This window comes from Helicobacter sp. CaF467b (assembly GCF_022664765.1).
Taxonomy (GTDB): domain Bacteria; phylum Campylobacterota; class Campylobacteria; order Campylobacterales; family Helicobacteraceae; genus Helicobacter_D; species Helicobacter_D colisuis.
The window spans coordinates 1,421,418-1,435,558 of sequence record NZ_JALAIY010000001.1 but is presented as its reverse complement, the minus strand read 5'-3'; the positions used below and the strand labels follow the sequence as shown (position 1 = coordinate 1,435,558).

Sequence of the window (14,141 nt, the reverse complement as noted above, 5' to 3'; positions counted from 1 at the left end):
TAAAAAATAAAGAGATTTTAAAAGAGTGGGGGATAAAGAGATTATTTTCTAATCTCTTTAATTCTTGCAGATTTTCCACTTCTTGTGCGGAGATAGTAAAGTTTTGCTCTTCTAACGCGACCGATTTTAAGCACTTTAATGCTATCAATACTTTCTGAGTAAAGGGGAAAAATTCTCTCAACTCCAACCCCATTAGCTCCAATTTTACGAATTGTAAAAGTTTTTCCTGTGCCAACTCCACGCAACGAAATACAGATTCCTTCAAAGTTTTGAATCCTTGTCTTATCGCCTTCTGAAATACGAATTCCTACTCTTAAGGTATCACCTGCTTTAAATTGTGGAATCTCTTTTCCTGCTATTTGCGCATCTTCGAAATGCTGAATGTATTTATTTCTCATTTTTCAACCTTTGTTTGTATTGCCAATAGAGGTCAATTCTATGGAATCTTGTCTTTGCCTCTGATGCCTTTAATTTTAAATCGTGAATTTTAGCATGATTTCCCTTTGAATACTCTGAAGGGACACTTAAATTTTTAAAAATATATGGTTTTACAAAATTGGGTGCTTCTAATAAAAACTCTTCATAGCTCTCACCTTGGAGTGATTGGCTATTTCCAAGCACTCCATCAATCTGTCTTGAAATACTATCACAAAGGCATAAAGCGGCTAATTCTCCGCCAGTTAGAATAAAATCCCCAACGCTTAAAACTTCATCGGCATAAAGCTCAATTAGTCTTTCATCAAATCCCTCATAGCGTCCGCAAACTAAAACAATATGTTCTTTTTTTGCAAGTCGTTTAGAATCTCTTTGGTTGAAAGTTTTGCCACAAGGTGTAAGGAAGATAATGTGAGCTTTAGAATCACACTTTTTTAGCTTTTCTAAAGCTTCGCTTATCGCAAAAGGCTCTAACACTAATCCCGCTCCACCTCCAATTTGATAATCATCAACTTTCAAAAAACGATTTTTACTAAAATCCCTGGGGTTAATAAAATCTATAGAAATTTTTTTGGTTTCTATGGCGCGATGTAGAATAGAATCGCTAAAATAGGATTTTATAAGATGAGGAAATAGGGTAACAAAAGAAAAATACATTAGCTATTTTCTAAAATAACTTTGCAAAGTTGAGTGTGAATGATTTTGGGATTAAGATTTGTTTCTACTTCTAAGATATAGCGCGATTCATAGGGGATTAGAAAGCTTTTTGGCAAACCATTTTTACAGAATTCTTCTGCGGTTTTTATGATTAAAAAATCTTTTTCTCCCAAGCGCTCTATCTCGCTTACTTCGCCTAGAATCTCATTTTCTTCTATGATTTTACTCCCTATAATATCAAACCAAAAAAACTCATCTTTTTTTAAAGTGCAATGTTCTTTTGTGGAATCTTGCGTTGTGTAAAGAATTAGATTTGTAATTTGTTTGGCTTTTTGAGGTGAATCAATCTGTGAGAATTTCACGCGAGAGTTTTCTTTGTTGTAGTTTTGAATAGTTAAAGCACCATTTTGCGTAAAATAAGTGTTCCCGCTTTTTAATGATTCAGGAAAGTCCGTTAATAAGTGTAAAAGGACTTCACCTTTTACACCGACAGCTCGACCTATTTTTGCGACACTTACCCAATCTTTTTGTATTTTATTTTTTTGAAGCATTATTCTGTTTTTACAATCACGCGATAAGAATTGCCATCTTTTGCTTTTGAGCCAGAAATGATAGTTTTAATAGCACCAATCATTTTACCATCTTTACCAATTAATCTTCCAATGTCTTGCTCTGAAGATATAATTTCTATTTCATAAAAATTAGTATCTAATTCTTTTTTGGTGACTTGGATTTTTTCAGGTTTGCTAACAACCTTTTTGACATAAAGTGCTATAAAATCTTCAATCATTATTTTGTGATTGCCTGCACTCTCTCGCTCATTTTAGCTCCAACGCTAACCCAGTATTTTAAGCGTTCTGCATCAAATTTAACCGTGGAAGGTTCTGTTAGCGGATTATAATATCCAATTGATTCAATCCAACCCCCATCTCTTTTTTTTCTACTATCTGTTACTACAATTCGATAGAATGGTTTTTTCTTGCGTCCCATTTTAGTTAGGCGAATAACTGTTGCCATAAGCAAACTCCTTAAATAAAATAAATCTTATTTTACAGATATAAATCTGTCTAAAAGGGAGAAACTCCCTTTTAGACAGATTTATTAGACAAGCTTAGTCATCGTCTAAGATTGCCCATCCTTGCATCTTTCATCAATGCCATAAGGTCATTCATTCCACCTTTTCCGGAGAATTTCTTTGCCATTTTGGCTGCATTTTCAAACTGCTTTAAAAAGCGATTGAGATCACTTACATCCACTCCAGCTCCCAATGCAATTCGTTTTTTTCTGCTACCATTGAGCAAATCAGGATTTTCTCTTTCTTTGGGTGTCATAGAATTAACCATTGCCCTTATTTGCTTGATTTCTTTGGAATTATCTAAATCAATGTCCTTAAGTGAGCTTGCCATATTTGAAAGTCCAGGAATCATTGAAAGTATGGACTGCATAGAGCCGATTTTTTTGATGTTGTCCATTTGAGCTAAAAAGTCATTAAAGGTAAATTTCCCCTTTTTGATTTTTTTGGAAATATCTTTTGCTTCTTTTTCGCTAATGATAGCTGCGGTTTTTTCTGCAAGAGAGTGAATATCCCCAGCTCCCATAAGTCTGCTAACAATGCGTTCAGGGATAAAGACTTCTAAATCAGGTATTTTCTCGCCCACACCAATAAAGCGAAGCGGGATTCCAAGCTGTTGGGCTATTGAGAGCGCAATTCCTCCTTTGCTATCCCCATCAAATTTGCTTAAAATTACACCGCTTAAACCCATTTTTTCGTGGAATGTTGCAGCGCTTTTTACCCCATCTTGCCCACTTAAGCTATCAACTACATAGAAAATTTCATTAGGATTAATCGCTTCTTTAATAGCTTGTAATTCTTGCATTAAAGCTTCATCAATAGCTAGTCTTCCCGCGCTATCAACCAATAAAACATCATAAAGACCCGCTATGGCTCTTTCTTTGGCAGCTTTAGCGATTTCAATGGGAGTTTTATTTTCTTCATAGAAAAAATCAACTTCCACTTGATTGCTTAATTGTCTTAATTGCTCTACTGCAGCTAGTCTTTGTAAATCGCAAGCGGCTAATAAAACCTTTTTTTGTTTGGCTTTGAGATAATTAGCTAATTTTGCTGTTGTTGTTGTTTTACCACTTCCTTGTAATCCTGCCATCAAAACAATGGTAGGTGGCTTTGAAGCAAAGATAAAACCATAGTTTCCTGGCGCAGTTAGGATATGATTGAGTGATTCTTTGAGTGCATTCAGAAAGCTTTCTTTTCCGATTCCTGCTAATTTTGTTTTTTGTTCAACTTCTTCTAGTAAGTGTTTTAAGACTTTGTAATGGACATCGGATTTTAAAAGTGTTTTTTTTAATTCATCAATTGCTCGTTTTAAGGCTTTTTCATCATCTTGAAAACGAATTTTATTGATTGCATTTTGAAAACTTTCTGTAATAGCACCAAACAATTTTTGTCCTTATCGTATCCATAAATTTTTAGAAAAAATTGCCGTTATCCTATAAAAAATTAACTTTAAAGCAAATAAAATCATTTAAGATTTTAGGAATTTCAAATTTAAATGGGCAAAAAAGTTAAAAATTTATGATATAAAATTGAAAAATTAAGAATAATTATTGTAAGATAAAGTTTTATAAATGATAATAATTCTATTCAACAATGATTTTGTTAGATTAAAGAGAGGCTTTAGTGATGTTAGAACAACTTTTAAAACAAAATAATCTTAAAATTACCCCTCAAAGAATCACGATTCTTAAAGAGATAGAAAAAAGAGGGCATATTAGCATTGAAGAAATTTATGAAAATATTCGGGAGATTCACCCCTCTATTTCTCTTGCAACTATTTACAAGAATCTCACTTCTATGCAGGAGGCAAAAATTATTGATGAGGTTAAATTGCCTAATCAAAAGCAACGCTATGAGTTGATTAAAAAACCTCATATTCATTTGGTATGTGAGAAGTGTGGGGATATTACGGATATACATTTTGATAGCTCCATACAGCAACTTAAAAAAGATTGTGAAACCCAAATGCATTATAAAATCAAAGATGCTTCTATCGTATTGCTTGGGATTTGTGAGCACTGCCAAAACAGCTAAGTGAGTTGTTTTGGAGTTTGTTTTAGGTTAGCCTAAACCCTAAAATTGTATCTATAAACTTATAGCTTTGAGGTTATCAGCACTTATTGCGCCCTGCGCCATATTTGGCTTCCATGGCTTCTTTAAAAAACTCTCTTTGGGTTTTAGGTATTTTATCAGGATGATTTTTTTGCATATGCTCTAAGTATTTGGTGTAGCTTGGCATTCCCACCAATAAATGAAAAAACTTATCTGATTTTTGATAAAACTTTTTAAAATAAAAATAAATCTTTCCCATTTCACTAATTATCCTAAATTGTAAGTATATTCAAAAATTCTAACTTATTTTTTACCAAAAATCAATCTATGATTTATTGAAATTTTTGGCGTAAGTCAATTTTGTCTATTCCTAAAATAGCAGCTCCCTCACGAACCCCTTCATCGATGATTAAGCATTCTTCAAAGCCTAGAATCTCCATAAAAAATAAAAAGAGCATAATGCCAAAAGGTACTACATCAGCCTTTAAGATGCCTATCAAATTTTCTTTTTCTTCATTGCTTAGAGTTTCAAACTTTCGCAATTCTTCTTTGAAATCTTCTACCTTAAGCACTTTTCCAAAAACCTTTTTAGAATCATAGGATTTTAAACCCATTTTGAGAGCGCAAACCATCGTGGGTGTTCCGCTATTAGCTACTAAAAATTTGGGTTTATTGTGCTGCTTATTAATAAACTCTATAATAGGCGCTGTGATTTTGTCTTTATGGGAGATAAAATTTTCTAAAGTTTTATATTTGTCTTTGGATTGCACAATTCCTATTTCAAAGCTTTTTGCTGTGATTCCATTTTGCGCACAAAAAATAAACTCACTACTTGCCCCACCCATATCCACAATAACAAAGCAGTCTTTTTGATATTTTGGATTGATTTGTGCGAGTTTTTTGATTGATCTTTGTGGCGCTAGAGAAGTAATATAGGCTTCTTCTTCTCCTTTGATGATTTGAAAGGTGATTTGTGTTTTTTGCGCGATAATTTCTAGGACTTCTTGGGAGTTTGTTGCTTGGCGCATAGCCTGTGTTGTGAGAGCAATGATTTTATCTTGTGGCTTAATTTTTAAAGCTTTTTTGAGATTTTGCAATCCAAGAATAATTCGCTCTAATGCCGCATTGCAAATTTTTCCACTCTCACTTAAACCCTCTGCACTTCTTACGACTGCCTCATATTCGCCAAGCACTTCATAATGAGTATTCATTCTAATTCCACGCAAAGAATTGCTTCCTAAGTCAATCCCGATAAATTCTTGCATTATATTCCTTTAAATAAAATCATAAAATAATGACGATTGTTTTTGTATTGATATTTTAATTCCAGATGATGCAATTCTAAAATTCCTTTAATGATTCCAAGTCCCAAACCATGTCCTTGGATAAGTTCGTGTTTTTTATCGCGATAAAAAGGTTCAAAATATTCCCAAATTTCTCTTTGTAATTTCTCTCCCTCATTGCTTACTCCAAGACAGAAGCAATTGTCTTGCTTTTGGGTAAAAATCTCTATTTTTCCACCACTTTTGTATTTTTTGGCATTTTCGATAAGATTTTTTAGGGCAATGGAGAGAAAATTTAAGTCTCCATGAATTTTAAAATTTTCGCTGATTTTGACTTCCACTTCATCTTCGCTTATAAACATATGGCTTAGCGTCTCTAAGACTAGCGATTCAACAAAAAATTCTTTAAACTCCAATAAATCCCTGCCTTCTTGCACTTTTTCAAAAGTTAGAATTTGGCTTGTTAGAGTATCTAGATTTTGGATTGCTTTGTTTAAAATTTCTTTATTAGGGCTTGGCGGGATAAATTCTAGTGCTAGTTTTGCTTTAGAGATTGGTGTTTTTAGCTCGTGTCCGATATTGCGTAAGATAAATTCTCTTATCTCCATGAGTTTAGAAATTTTTGTTGCCATTTCATTGAAACTGCGTGCAAGCAGTGCTTGTTCGGGTTCTTTTGGTATTTTAATACGGACTTTGTAATTACCTTTGGTGAATTCCTCTAAAGAATTTCTCAAAACTTTCATAGGGTGCAAAATAGCTAAGATAATTGCAAAAGTAAGAAGCAGGACTAGAAAATCTAAAAGAATCCAAAGAATGGGATTATTATTAATAGAAAGCTGTTCTTTGAAATCTTTTTGTGCTATGTAAGATTCTCCTAGATATTCTAATCCAAAGCCGTAATTTTGATGAAATTTAAAAACTTGCATTTTAGCTAGAGTGTCGCTACTTTTGTAGATAATAGTTGATTCTTGGGGGATTTTGTCTATGCGCACAAAATCATAGCTTTTAATAAGAGTATGGATTCTGCGAATATTTCCATTAATGAGTTCCAACATAGATTGTTGCGCTAAAAAGGTTGTTTGGGAGATGATTTTTTCTTCATTTTGGCGTAAATTAGCAATGTTTAGAGAATAAGTGATAATAACACTAATAACAATAGAAATAAAAAAAAGCAGATAAATTTGGACAAATAAGGATGGATAAAGCCATTTTTTAATCACAGAATTTATATCCTATTCCCCAAACAGATTGTATGTATTTGGGTTCTTTTGCATCATCTCCGAGTTTTGCGCGTAGATTTCTAATGTGTGTGTCAATGCTTCTTAGTGAGGAATCAGGGGCGATACTTGAGATGGCTTGAGAGAGTGATTCTCTTGAATAAGGTTTGCCTTTGTTGGAAATTAGGAGATTTAAAATTTCAAATTCTGCTGGAGTAAGATCAATAGAATATCCATCTAAAGTAACTTTGTGCTTATTATTATCAATCTCTAAGTCTTCATAATGTATCACTTGATTAGCAGAGTATCGTTTTAATAAGGCATTGATTCTTGCGACTAGTTCTATGGGCTCATAAGATTTTGCAAGATAATCATCAGCACCTCTCTCAAAGCCTAAAATTTTACTGCCAATATCTCCTCTTGCAGAAGACATAATAATAGGCAAATCGCTAATTTCTCTTATCTTCTTGCAGAGCTCCAATCCATCCATTTCAGGCAACATAATATCAAGCACTGCTAAATCAAAATTCCTTTTTGATTTTAGCATTTCTAGAGCTTCATTTGGGCTATGCGTTGCCACTGCTTCCATACCACTTTTTTTTAGGTAATCAACTAGTAATTTTTGCATATCCAAATCATCTTCAACGATTAAAATTTGATACATCGCTATTCCCTTATAAATTCCATTAAGGAAGTGATTTCTTCTTTGCCTAGAATCTGTCCAATAGTTCTATAAAAATTAATTTTTGCTTCTGCGTAATTTTGGTTATTTTTTTCTAGCATTTGTTTATATTCTATAAAATTAACTTCGCCATAGCCCTTATTTGCGATTTCTTTTAGAATTTTATATTCTAAAATCACATCATTACTGTGGTAATTTTGCCTTTGTTTATAGAGCTCTCGTATAGCTTCTTTTAAAATTTGTCTTTTAGAGTTTGGAATCTCTAAATATTTTAAGCCTTCTTCTATATTTTTTCCTAAAAGATTCACGCCAAAAAAACAAATAAAAACCAATAAAAAACGCATTTTAAATTTCCTTTTTGTGTTTGCGAGAAGATTCTACACTAAAAATGTTAAGCTATTCTTGAGAATTTAGTTGAATTATAATGTTCTTGATAAAGCGATTTTCTTTGAAATTCAAGGGATATAATTATCTTGTAATGCCTTGCTTAAATCAATATGGCAATAGCCATTAGGATTTTTTGCAAGGTATTTTTGATGATATGATTCAGCAGGATAGAAATTTTCTAATTCCATGACTTCTGTTACAATCTCCTGTGAAAAGTTCTTTTGTAGATTTTGGATAAATGATCGCACTTTTTCTAATATTTTAGAATCTTTAGCATAGATTCCACTGCGGTATTGTGTGCCAAAATCATTGCCTTGATAATTTAGTGCAAAAGGATTGATAATGTCAAAAAATCTCTGCAAAATCTCATTAAGTGATAAAACTTCATCTTCATAAGTTATTTTCACTACTTCTACTGCGCCTGTGATTCCACTGCATACAAGCTCATAGCTAGGATTTTCTATCTTGGAGTTTGCATAGCCTACTTGAGAGCTAACCACACCTTTTAGTAAATCAAAATATCCTTGAATCCCCCAAAAACAGCCTCCTGCTAGATAAATAACAATGCGCATAAAAAACCTTTGAAAATGAATTTTTTAAGGAATTATAGCGGATAAAATTTAAGGATTGCGCAATCAATACTTTCTTTGTAATATTTTAACTTTTAGTATTTTATTATTATAAAACTTGACAATAATTGACTAAAGTTATATAATGCCAACAAAATAAATTTTAGGAGATTTCAATGAATATTTTAGAGAAACTCACCAATACTATGCAAGAAACATTAGAGCAAGGTGCTTCTTTGGCTTTGCATAATCAAAACCAAGAAATTGAGCCCATTCATCTTTTTTGGGCGATGCTAACTAATACTAATTCGCTTTTAAATCAAGCTTTAAACCGATTAAACATCGATAAAGCAGCCATTGAGTTAGAGGCAAAAAGTTTAGCAAATAATCTTCCTAAAAGCTCATCAGTAAATAAGGAGAATCTAAAAATCTCACGAAATTTAAGTGATGCGCTTAATCAAGCTGATGGCTTGGCGGCAAAAAATGGAGATTCTTATATTGCTATTGATACTTTTATTTTGGCAAATCTCAATACAGAGATAGCTAAAAATTTGTTTGCTAAATATTTAGATTTGAATGAGTTAAAAAAAACCTTTGAAGTAATAAGAGGCGGGACAAAAATTAATTCACAAAGTGGCGATGAGAATCTTGAAGCCTTGGAAAAATTTGGAATAGATTTAACGCAAAAAGCAATAGAAGGAAAATTAGATCCTGTAATTGGTAGAGATGAAGAAATCAATCATATGATGCAAATTTTGATTAGAAAAACCAAAAATAATCCCATTTTACTAGGTGAGCCAGGAGTTGGAAAAACTGCAGTTGTGGAGGGTTTAGCACAAAGAATTATTAAAAAAGAAGTGCCTATTTCTTTGCAAAATAAAAAAGTAATTGCACTTGATATGAGTGCGTTGATTGCAGGAGCAAAATATCGTGGGGAGTTTGAGGATAGGCTAAAAAAAGTTATTGATGAAGTTACTAAGGCAAAAAATATCATTCTTTTTATTGATGAGATTCATACCATTGTTGGTGCGGGTGCAAGTGAGGGGAGTATGGATGCAGCTAATATCCTAAAACCCGCTCTTGCAAGAGGTGAATTGCATACCATTGGCGCAACAACACTTAAGGAATATCGTAAATATTTTGAAAAAGATGCGGCATTACAGAGAAGATTCCAGCCTGTTCCAGTTAATGAGCCTAGTGTGAATGAAGCATTGCAAATTTTACGCGGTATTAAAGAAAGGCTTGAAGCACATCACAATGTAACCATTACTGATAGTGCTTTAGTAGCTGCCGCTAAACTTTCTAATCGTTATATTACAGATAGATTCTTGCCAGATAAGGCGATTGATTTAATTGATGAAGCTGCAGCAGAGCTTAAAATGCAAATAGAATCTGAACCTAGTGAGCTTGCAAAAATTAAGCGAGAAATTGAATCATTGCAAGTGGAGAAAGAAGCGCTTTTAATGGAAAAGAGTGAGAAAAATAATGCAAGGATTCAAGAAATTGAAAAAGAATTAAGCGATAAAAATGAAAAGAAAAAAGCCCTAGAAGTGCAATTTGAAAACGAAAAACAAGTGTTTAATGAAATTGCAAATATTAAGGTGCAAATTGATTCTTTGCGAACTGAAAGTGCTTTGGCAAAGCGTAATAGCGATTTTAATAAAGCTGCTGAGATTGATTATGGTAAGATTCCTGAACTTCAAAGGGCATTAGAAGAACAAAATCAAAAATGGGAAAAGATGCAAGAAGCAGGAACACTACTTAGAAATGCTGTTTTGCCTGAATCAATTGCAGCTGTTGTTAGCCGATGGACACAAATTCCTATTAAGAAAATGTTGCAAGATGAGAAAGATAAGATTTTAGGAATCGAAGAAGAGCTTAAAAAAGATGTGGTGGGACAAGATAAAGCACTTCACGCTATTGCAAGAGCTATTAAACGCAATAAAGCAGGGCTTAGTGAGCTTAATCGTCCTATTGGAAGCTTTTTGTTTCTTGGTCCAACAGGGATTGGAAAGACTGAAGTGGCTAAAACTTTAGCGAGATTCCTTTTTGATAGTGAGAAGAATCTTATTCGCATTGATATGAGTGAATATATGGAAAAACACGCGGCAAGTCGCTTAGTAGGTGCGCCTCCAGGATATGTTGGCTATGAAGAAGGCGGACAACTCACAGAAGCGGTGCGTAGGAAGCCTTATAGTGTTGTGCTTTTTGATGAGATTGAAAAAGCTCATCCTGATGTGTTTAATATGCTTTTGCAGGTGCTTGATGATGGTCGTTTGACAGATAATAAGGGTGTAACTATTGATTTTAGAAATACCATTATTATTCTCACAAGCAATATTGCAAGTAGCCAAATTATGGAATTAAAAGATGAAGATTCTAAAGAAAAAGCAGTTAAAGAAGCGCTTAAGGCTTATTTTAAGCCAGAGTTTCTCAATAGACTTGATGATATTGTGATTTTTAATCCTTTGGGAATTGAGCAAATTACACATATTGTAGATATTCTCTTTAAAAATATTCAAAAGAAAGTAGCTGAGAGAGACATTCAAATAGAATTAGAACAAAGCGCTAAGGAGTTTATTGCTAAAGTTGGCTTTGATCCAACTTTTGGTGCAAGACCGCTTAAGAGAGCTTTGTATGAGGAAGTAGAAGATAGATTAGCAGATTTGATTTTACAAGGGGAGATTAAAGAAGGCAGTAAAGTAACTTTTTATGCAGAAAATGAAGAGATCAGGACAAAAGTTTATTGATTTAATGTTTTAAATTTATAACTAAATAATATTTTTAAGTATTTATACTATAGGATGCCGAATGTTTTTTAGCTTTTTAAAGGATGGTTATATTTAATAAATTTTCTTTAAAGTTTAAATTATCTATTTTGGCATTCGGTTTTTTATTAGCTTTGGAGTGTTGATTGGTATTATTTTTTTTAATCAAAATAAGATGACTAATGAAGCTTCTATGAGTTTAAATTCTGTCATTGAACAAGAGGTTGAACAAAAGATCAAGTTGGCTACAGATAGTGTGGCATATTTTCTTGGTGAGCTTGTGGGGGGATTGGATGAAAAATCGCAAATAGCTATTATCGCAAAAGCCATTGAAAAATTTAGATTTGAAAATGATAAATCAGGGTATTTCTTTGTTTATAAAGATCATGTTCCAGTAGCGCATCCGACAAGAAAAGATTTGATTGGAAAGTCGCTTTATGATGCAAAGGATCCAAATGGCGTTTATTATGTAAGAGAATTATTTGAGAGTACAAAAAAACAAGATGAGAATGGGGGTGGGGAATTCATTCGTTTTGAATTTTCAAAGCCATTGCCCAATGGAGAGTTGATTCAAGCACAAAAGATTGGGTATGCACAGATGATACCTAATACTAACAATATGTGGATTTCAACAGGTGTGTATATCGATACTTTAGGTGATTACTCCAATGAAATATCGCATTCTCTCATGAAAGATATTTTGTATGCAATTAATAGTTATATTCTCATAGCCATAATTGTAGCAATATTAATATTCTTGCCATTATTATTGATGTTTTTTCCTATATTAATCACGAAAAGACTGATATACAATTAGTTCAGGTTAATTCAAATGATGAGTTTGGCTCAATGGCTAAAGTCATTAACACTAATATAGAAAAAACTAAAGTGGGATTGATACAAGATGAAAAAGCAATTGCTCAAAGTGCGCAAACCGCTAAAGCAATAGAGAGTGGCGATCTAACAGCAAGAATTATTGAAAATCCTGCTAATCCCCAATTAATTGAATTAAAAAATGTTTTAAATAAAATGCTTGATGTTTTGCAAGGCAAAATTGGTTCTAATATGAATGAAATCACACGAGTGTTTGATAGCTATAAAAATTTAGATTTTACTACTGAAGTTAAAAACGCTCAAGGTGATGTTGAGGTTATCACAAACATATTGGGTGAAGAGATAAAGGCAATGCTTAAGGTATCAGCTAATTTTGCATCAGATTTGGCTAAACAATCTCAAGAGTTAAGAGAATCAATGCAAAAATTAACAGATAGCTCTCAATCGCAGGCTAATTCTTTACAGCAATCTGTGGTTGCCATAGAAGAAATAAGCTCATCTATGCAAAATGTTTCAGACAAGACTTCAGAAGTTACAAGACAAGCAGAAGATATTAAAAATATCGTAGGAGTAATCAAAGATATAGCGGATCAAACCAATCTCCTTGCTTTGAATGCGGCAATTGAAGCAGCAAGAGCAGGAGAGCATGGAAGAGGATTTGCAGTTGTTGCTGATGAAGTAAGAAAGTTAGCCGAGAGGACAAGTAAATCGCTCAATGAAATAGAAGCGAATGTGAATGTTCTAGTTCAAGGAGTAAATGATATGAGTGAATCCATACGAGAGCAAACTACCGGTGTAGGACAGATTAACGAAGCTGTGGCTCAACTAGAGACAATAACCCATAATAATGTTGTGGTTGCTAATGATACTAATGTAATTACTCAAGATGTTAATAAAATAGCCAATGATATTTTAGAAGATGTTAATAAGAAGAAGTTCTAACTTCTTCTTAGAATCTTAGAAATAGAGGTAATGTTTTAGTATTTTTAAATCTTTTAAGTTTTTTGTTGAGAATTTAAAAGATTTAATTTATGGGATTTGCTTGAAATAAGCTGCCAAAAAAGTTTAAAAAATTATTTAAATAAAAATGCTACAATTCTAAAATTATTTTATTTTACAAGAGATAATAATGTTTAGTTACCATTCTATTCGCCCCTATATTTTTAAAAGCGATCCAGAAAAGGCGCATTCTTTTGTGGAAAAAATAGCTAAATTAGCACCTAAAATTCCGGGAGTTTTACCTTTATTTTCTCAAAAAACTTGCCTTCAAAATCCTATTTTGGCACAAAAAATTGATGGCATTTCCTTTTATAATCCTGTGGGCTTGGCTGCAGGTTTTGATAAAAATGCTACTATGATTCCAACACTCTGTGCGCTTGGATTTTCTCACTTGGAGCTTGGCGCAGTTACTCCAAATCCTCAAGAGGGTAATGAAAAGCCTCGCCTTTGGCGACATATTCAAGAAGAATCGATTCAAAATGCAATGGGCTTTAATAATGAAGGAGCAGAGATGGTTGCTACTCGTTTGGACAAACTCTATCCCTTTGCAATTCCACTTGGAATGAATATTGGCAAAAACAAAATTACTCCACAAGAAAAAGCACTGGATGATTATCTTTTGTTGGCTAAGAGATTTGTAAATTGCACAGATTATTTAAGTGTGAATATTAGTTCGCCCAATACGCCAAATTTGCGAGATTTGCAAAATGAAACTTTTATTAAAGAGCTTTTTTTGAAGCTTTGTGAAATCTACTCTAAGCCTATTTACCTAAAAATTGCGCCTGATTTAGAGATTGATTCTATTTTGAAGCTAACAGAAGTGGCTATCCAAAATGGTGCTAAAGGAATCATTGCAACCAATACAACTTTGGATTATTCATTGGTTTCAAATCCCAAAGAAAAAGGTGGTTTAAGCGGTAGAGTTCTTACTCAAAAAAGCAAAGAGATTCTAAAGCAAATTGCTAAAGTTTATGCCAAAAAAATAACGCTTATTAGTGTAGGGGGGATTTCAAGTGCGCAAGAAGCTTTTGAACGGATTGCTTTGGGGGCAAACCTTGTGCAAATTTATTCTGCCTTGATTTTTGAGGGACCTATGCTTGTTAAAAAAATCAATGAAGAATTGACACAAATCCTTGAATCAAAAGGCTTTTTAAATATTCAAGATGCAGTAGGTATTAATCTATGA

At 33.1% G+C, this 14,141-nt stretch carries 16 protein-coding genes and 1 pseudogene; 5 read left to right on the top strand and 12 right to left on the bottom strand.

Translation table 11 applies throughout. The features are described 5' to 3' along the window. Window positions 1-41: 41 nt before the first annotated feature. The 6 genes from rplS to ffh all read right to left on the bottom strand — a co-directional run bounded on the left by rplS (window position 42) and on the right by ffh (window position 3,548). Window positions 42-398, bottom strand: coding sequence for a 50S ribosomal protein L19 (gene rplS, locus MKD52_RS07365; protein WP_006656494.1), 357 nt, complete (start codon window positions 396-398; stop codon window positions 42-44). Then, the gene (trmD, locus tag MKD52_RS07360) at window positions 388-1,092 is read right to left on the bottom strand and encodes a tRNA (guanosine(37)-N1)-methyltransferase TrmD (protein ID WP_242099790.1); all 705 of its coding nucleotides are present in this window, start codon (window positions 1,090-1,092) and stop codon (window positions 388-390) included. The genes rplS and trmD overlap by 11 nt, the downstream gene beginning before the upstream one ends. Continuing rightward, the gene (rimM, locus tag MKD52_RS07355) at window positions 1,092-1,643 is read right to left on the bottom strand and encodes a ribosome maturation factor RimM (protein ID WP_242099789.1); all 552 of its coding nucleotides are present in this window, start codon (window positions 1,641-1,643) and stop codon (window positions 1,092-1,094) included. Before rimM ends, trmD begins: the two co-directional genes overlap by 1 nt. Next, window positions 1,643-1,882, bottom strand: coding sequence for a KH domain-containing protein (locus MKD52_RS07350; protein WP_112057383.1), 240 nt, complete (start codon window positions 1,880-1,882; stop codon window positions 1,643-1,645). The genes rimM and MKD52_RS07350 overlap by 1 nt, the downstream gene beginning before the upstream one ends. Next, entirely contained in the window at window positions 1,882-2,109 is a 228-nt protein-coding gene (gene rpsP, locus MKD52_RS07345; protein ID WP_006656972.1) for a 30S ribosomal protein S16, read from the bottom strand. Before rpsP ends, MKD52_RS07350 begins: the two co-directional genes overlap by 1 nt. Window positions 2,110-2,207: 98 nt before the next feature. Continuing rightward, window positions 2,208-3,548 carry a signal recognition particle protein gene (gene ffh / locus MKD52_RS07340; RefSeq protein ID WP_242099788.1) on the bottom strand — a complete coding sequence of 447 codons (1,341 nt, stop codon included), beginning with the start codon at window positions 3,546-3,548 and terminating at the stop codon, window positions 2,208-2,210. Window positions 3,549-3,790: 242 nt separating this feature from the next. On the opposite strand from ffh, the gene MKD52_RS07335 reads away from it, so the two are divergent. Next, window positions 3,791-4,198 (top strand): Fur family transcriptional regulator, encoded by a 408-nt coding sequence (locus MKD52_RS07335; protein WP_242099787.1) that lies wholly within the window; start codon window positions 3,791-3,793, stop codon window positions 4,196-4,198. A 76-nt stretch (window positions 4,199-4,274) separates the two neighbouring features. Here the strand turns inward: MKD52_RS07335 and kcuS are convergent, their stop codons facing one another. The 6 genes from kcuS to msrA all read right to left on the bottom strand — a co-directional run bounded on the left by kcuS (window position 4,275) and on the right by msrA (window position 8,357). Then, complete coding sequence (gene kcuS, locus MKD52_RS07330; protein ID WP_112057380.1) at window positions 4,275-4,475, bottom strand: KCU-star family selenoprotein; 201 nt, start codon at window positions 4,473-4,475, stop codon at window positions 4,275-4,277. A gap of 73 nt (window positions 4,476-4,548) precedes the next feature. Continuing rightward, window positions 4,549-5,481, bottom strand: a complete 933-nt coding sequence (locus MKD52_RS07325) for a phosphatase (RefSeq protein ID WP_242099786.1) — start codon at window positions 5,479-5,481, stop codon at window positions 4,549-4,551. Then, window positions 5,481-6,719 carry an ATP-binding protein gene (locus MKD52_RS07320; RefSeq protein WP_242099785.1) on the bottom strand — a complete coding sequence of 413 codons (1,239 nt, stop codon included), beginning with the start codon at window positions 6,717-6,719 and terminating at the stop codon, window positions 5,481-5,483. Before MKD52_RS07320 ends, MKD52_RS07325 begins: the two co-directional genes overlap by 1 nt. Continuing rightward, a complete protein-coding gene (locus MKD52_RS07315) occupies window positions 6,712-7,380 on the bottom strand; it encodes a response regulator transcription factor (RefSeq protein ID WP_112057377.1) in 669 nt (222 codons plus the stop codon). Before MKD52_RS07315 ends, MKD52_RS07320 begins: the two co-directional genes overlap by 8 nt. 2 nt (window positions 7,381-7,382) lie before the next feature. Then, window positions 7,383-7,742, bottom strand: coding sequence for a hypothetical protein (locus MKD52_RS07310; RefSeq protein ID WP_112057376.1), 360 nt, complete (start codon window positions 7,740-7,742; stop codon window positions 7,383-7,385). Between the two features lie 111 nt (window positions 7,743-7,853). Further along, complete coding sequence (gene msrA / locus MKD52_RS07305) at window positions 7,854-8,357, bottom strand: peptide-methionine (S)-S-oxide reductase MsrA (RefSeq protein ID WP_242099784.1); 504 nt, start codon at window positions 8,355-8,357, stop codon at window positions 7,854-7,856. A 173-nt stretch (window positions 8,358-8,530) separates the two neighbouring features. On the opposite strand from msrA, the gene MKD52_RS07300 reads away from it, so the two are divergent. The 4 genes and pseudogenes from MKD52_RS07300 to MKD52_RS07285 all read left to right on the top strand — a co-directional run bounded on the left by MKD52_RS07300 (window position 8,531) and on the right by MKD52_RS07285 (window position 14,141). Next, the gene (locus tag MKD52_RS07300; RefSeq protein ID WP_242099783.1) at window positions 8,531-11,104 is read left to right on the top strand and encodes an AAA family ATPase; all 2,574 of its coding nucleotides are present in this window, start codon (window positions 8,531-8,533) and stop codon (window positions 11,102-11,104) included. A gap of 193 nt (window positions 11,105-11,297) precedes the next feature. Beyond that, window positions 11,298-11,939 (top strand): cache domain-containing protein, encoded by a 642-nt coding sequence (locus MKD52_RS07295; RefSeq protein WP_347340933.1) that lies wholly within the window; start codon window positions 11,298-11,300, stop codon window positions 11,937-11,939. After that, a pseudogene (locus tag MKD52_RS08630) lies at window positions 11,900-12,898 on the top strand (methyl-accepting chemotaxis protein); the annotation flags it as partial. The gene MKD52_RS07295 and the pseudogene MKD52_RS08630, both read left to right, overlap by 40 nt. Before the next feature lie 187 nt (window positions 12,899-13,085). After that, on the top strand, window positions 13,086-14,141 hold the full coding sequence (locus MKD52_RS07285; RefSeq protein ID WP_242099781.1) for a quinone-dependent dihydroorotate dehydrogenase: 1,056 nt from the start codon (window positions 13,086-13,088) through the stop codon (window positions 14,139-14,141).

Bases quoted from the DNA above. Each gene is read 5' to 3' on its own strand.
- rplS (WP_006656494.1), bottom strand. From the start codon at position 398: ATGAGAAATAAATACATTCAGCATTTCGAAGATGCGCAAATAGCAGGA.
- trmD (WP_242099790.1), bottom strand. From the start codon at position 1,092: ATGTATTTTTCTTTTGTTACCCTATTTCCTCATCTTATAAAATCCTAT.
- rimM (WP_242099789.1), bottom strand. From the start codon at position 1,643: ATGCTTCAAAAAAATAAAATACAAAAAGATTGGGTAAGTGTCGCAAAA.
- MKD52_RS07350 (WP_112057383.1), bottom strand. From the start codon at position 1,882: ATGATTGAAGATTTTATAGCACTTTATGTCAAAAAGGTTGTTAGCAAA.
- rpsP (WP_006656972.1), bottom strand. From the start codon at position 2,109: ATGGCAACAGTTATTCGCCTAACTAAAATGGGACGCAAGAAAAAACCA.
- MKD52_RS07335 (WP_242099787.1), top strand. From the start codon at position 3,791: ATGTTAGAACAACTTTTAAAACAAAATAATCTTAAAATTACCCCTCAA.
- kcuS (WP_112057380.1), bottom strand. From the start codon at position 4,475: ATGGGAAAGATTTATTTTTATTTTAAAAAGTTTTATCAAAAATCAGAT.
- MKD52_RS07325 (WP_242099786.1), bottom strand. From the start codon at position 5,481: ATGCAAGAATTTATCGGGATTGACTTAGGAAGCAATTCTTTGCGTGGA.
- MKD52_RS07315 (WP_112057377.1), bottom strand. From the start codon at position 7,380: ATGTATCAAATTTTAATCGTTGAAGATGATTTGGATATGCAAAAATTA.
- MKD52_RS07310 (WP_112057376.1), bottom strand. From the start codon at position 7,742: ATGCGTTTTTTATTGGTTTTTATTTGTTTTTTTGGCGTGAATCTTTTA.
- msrA (WP_242099784.1), bottom strand. From the start codon at position 8,357: ATGCGCATTGTTATTTATCTAGCAGGAGGCTGTTTTTGGGGGATTCAA.
- MKD52_RS07300 (WP_242099783.1), top strand. From the start codon at position 8,531: ATGAATATTTTAGAGAAACTCACCAATACTATGCAAGAAACATTAGAG.
- MKD52_RS07295 (WP_347340933.1), top strand. From the start codon at position 11,298: ATGACTAATGAAGCTTCTATGAGTTTAAATTCTGTCATTGAACAAGAG.
- MKD52_RS07285 (WP_242099781.1), top strand. From the start codon at position 13,086: ATGTTTAGTTACCATTCTATTCGCCCCTATATTTTTAAAAGCGATCCA.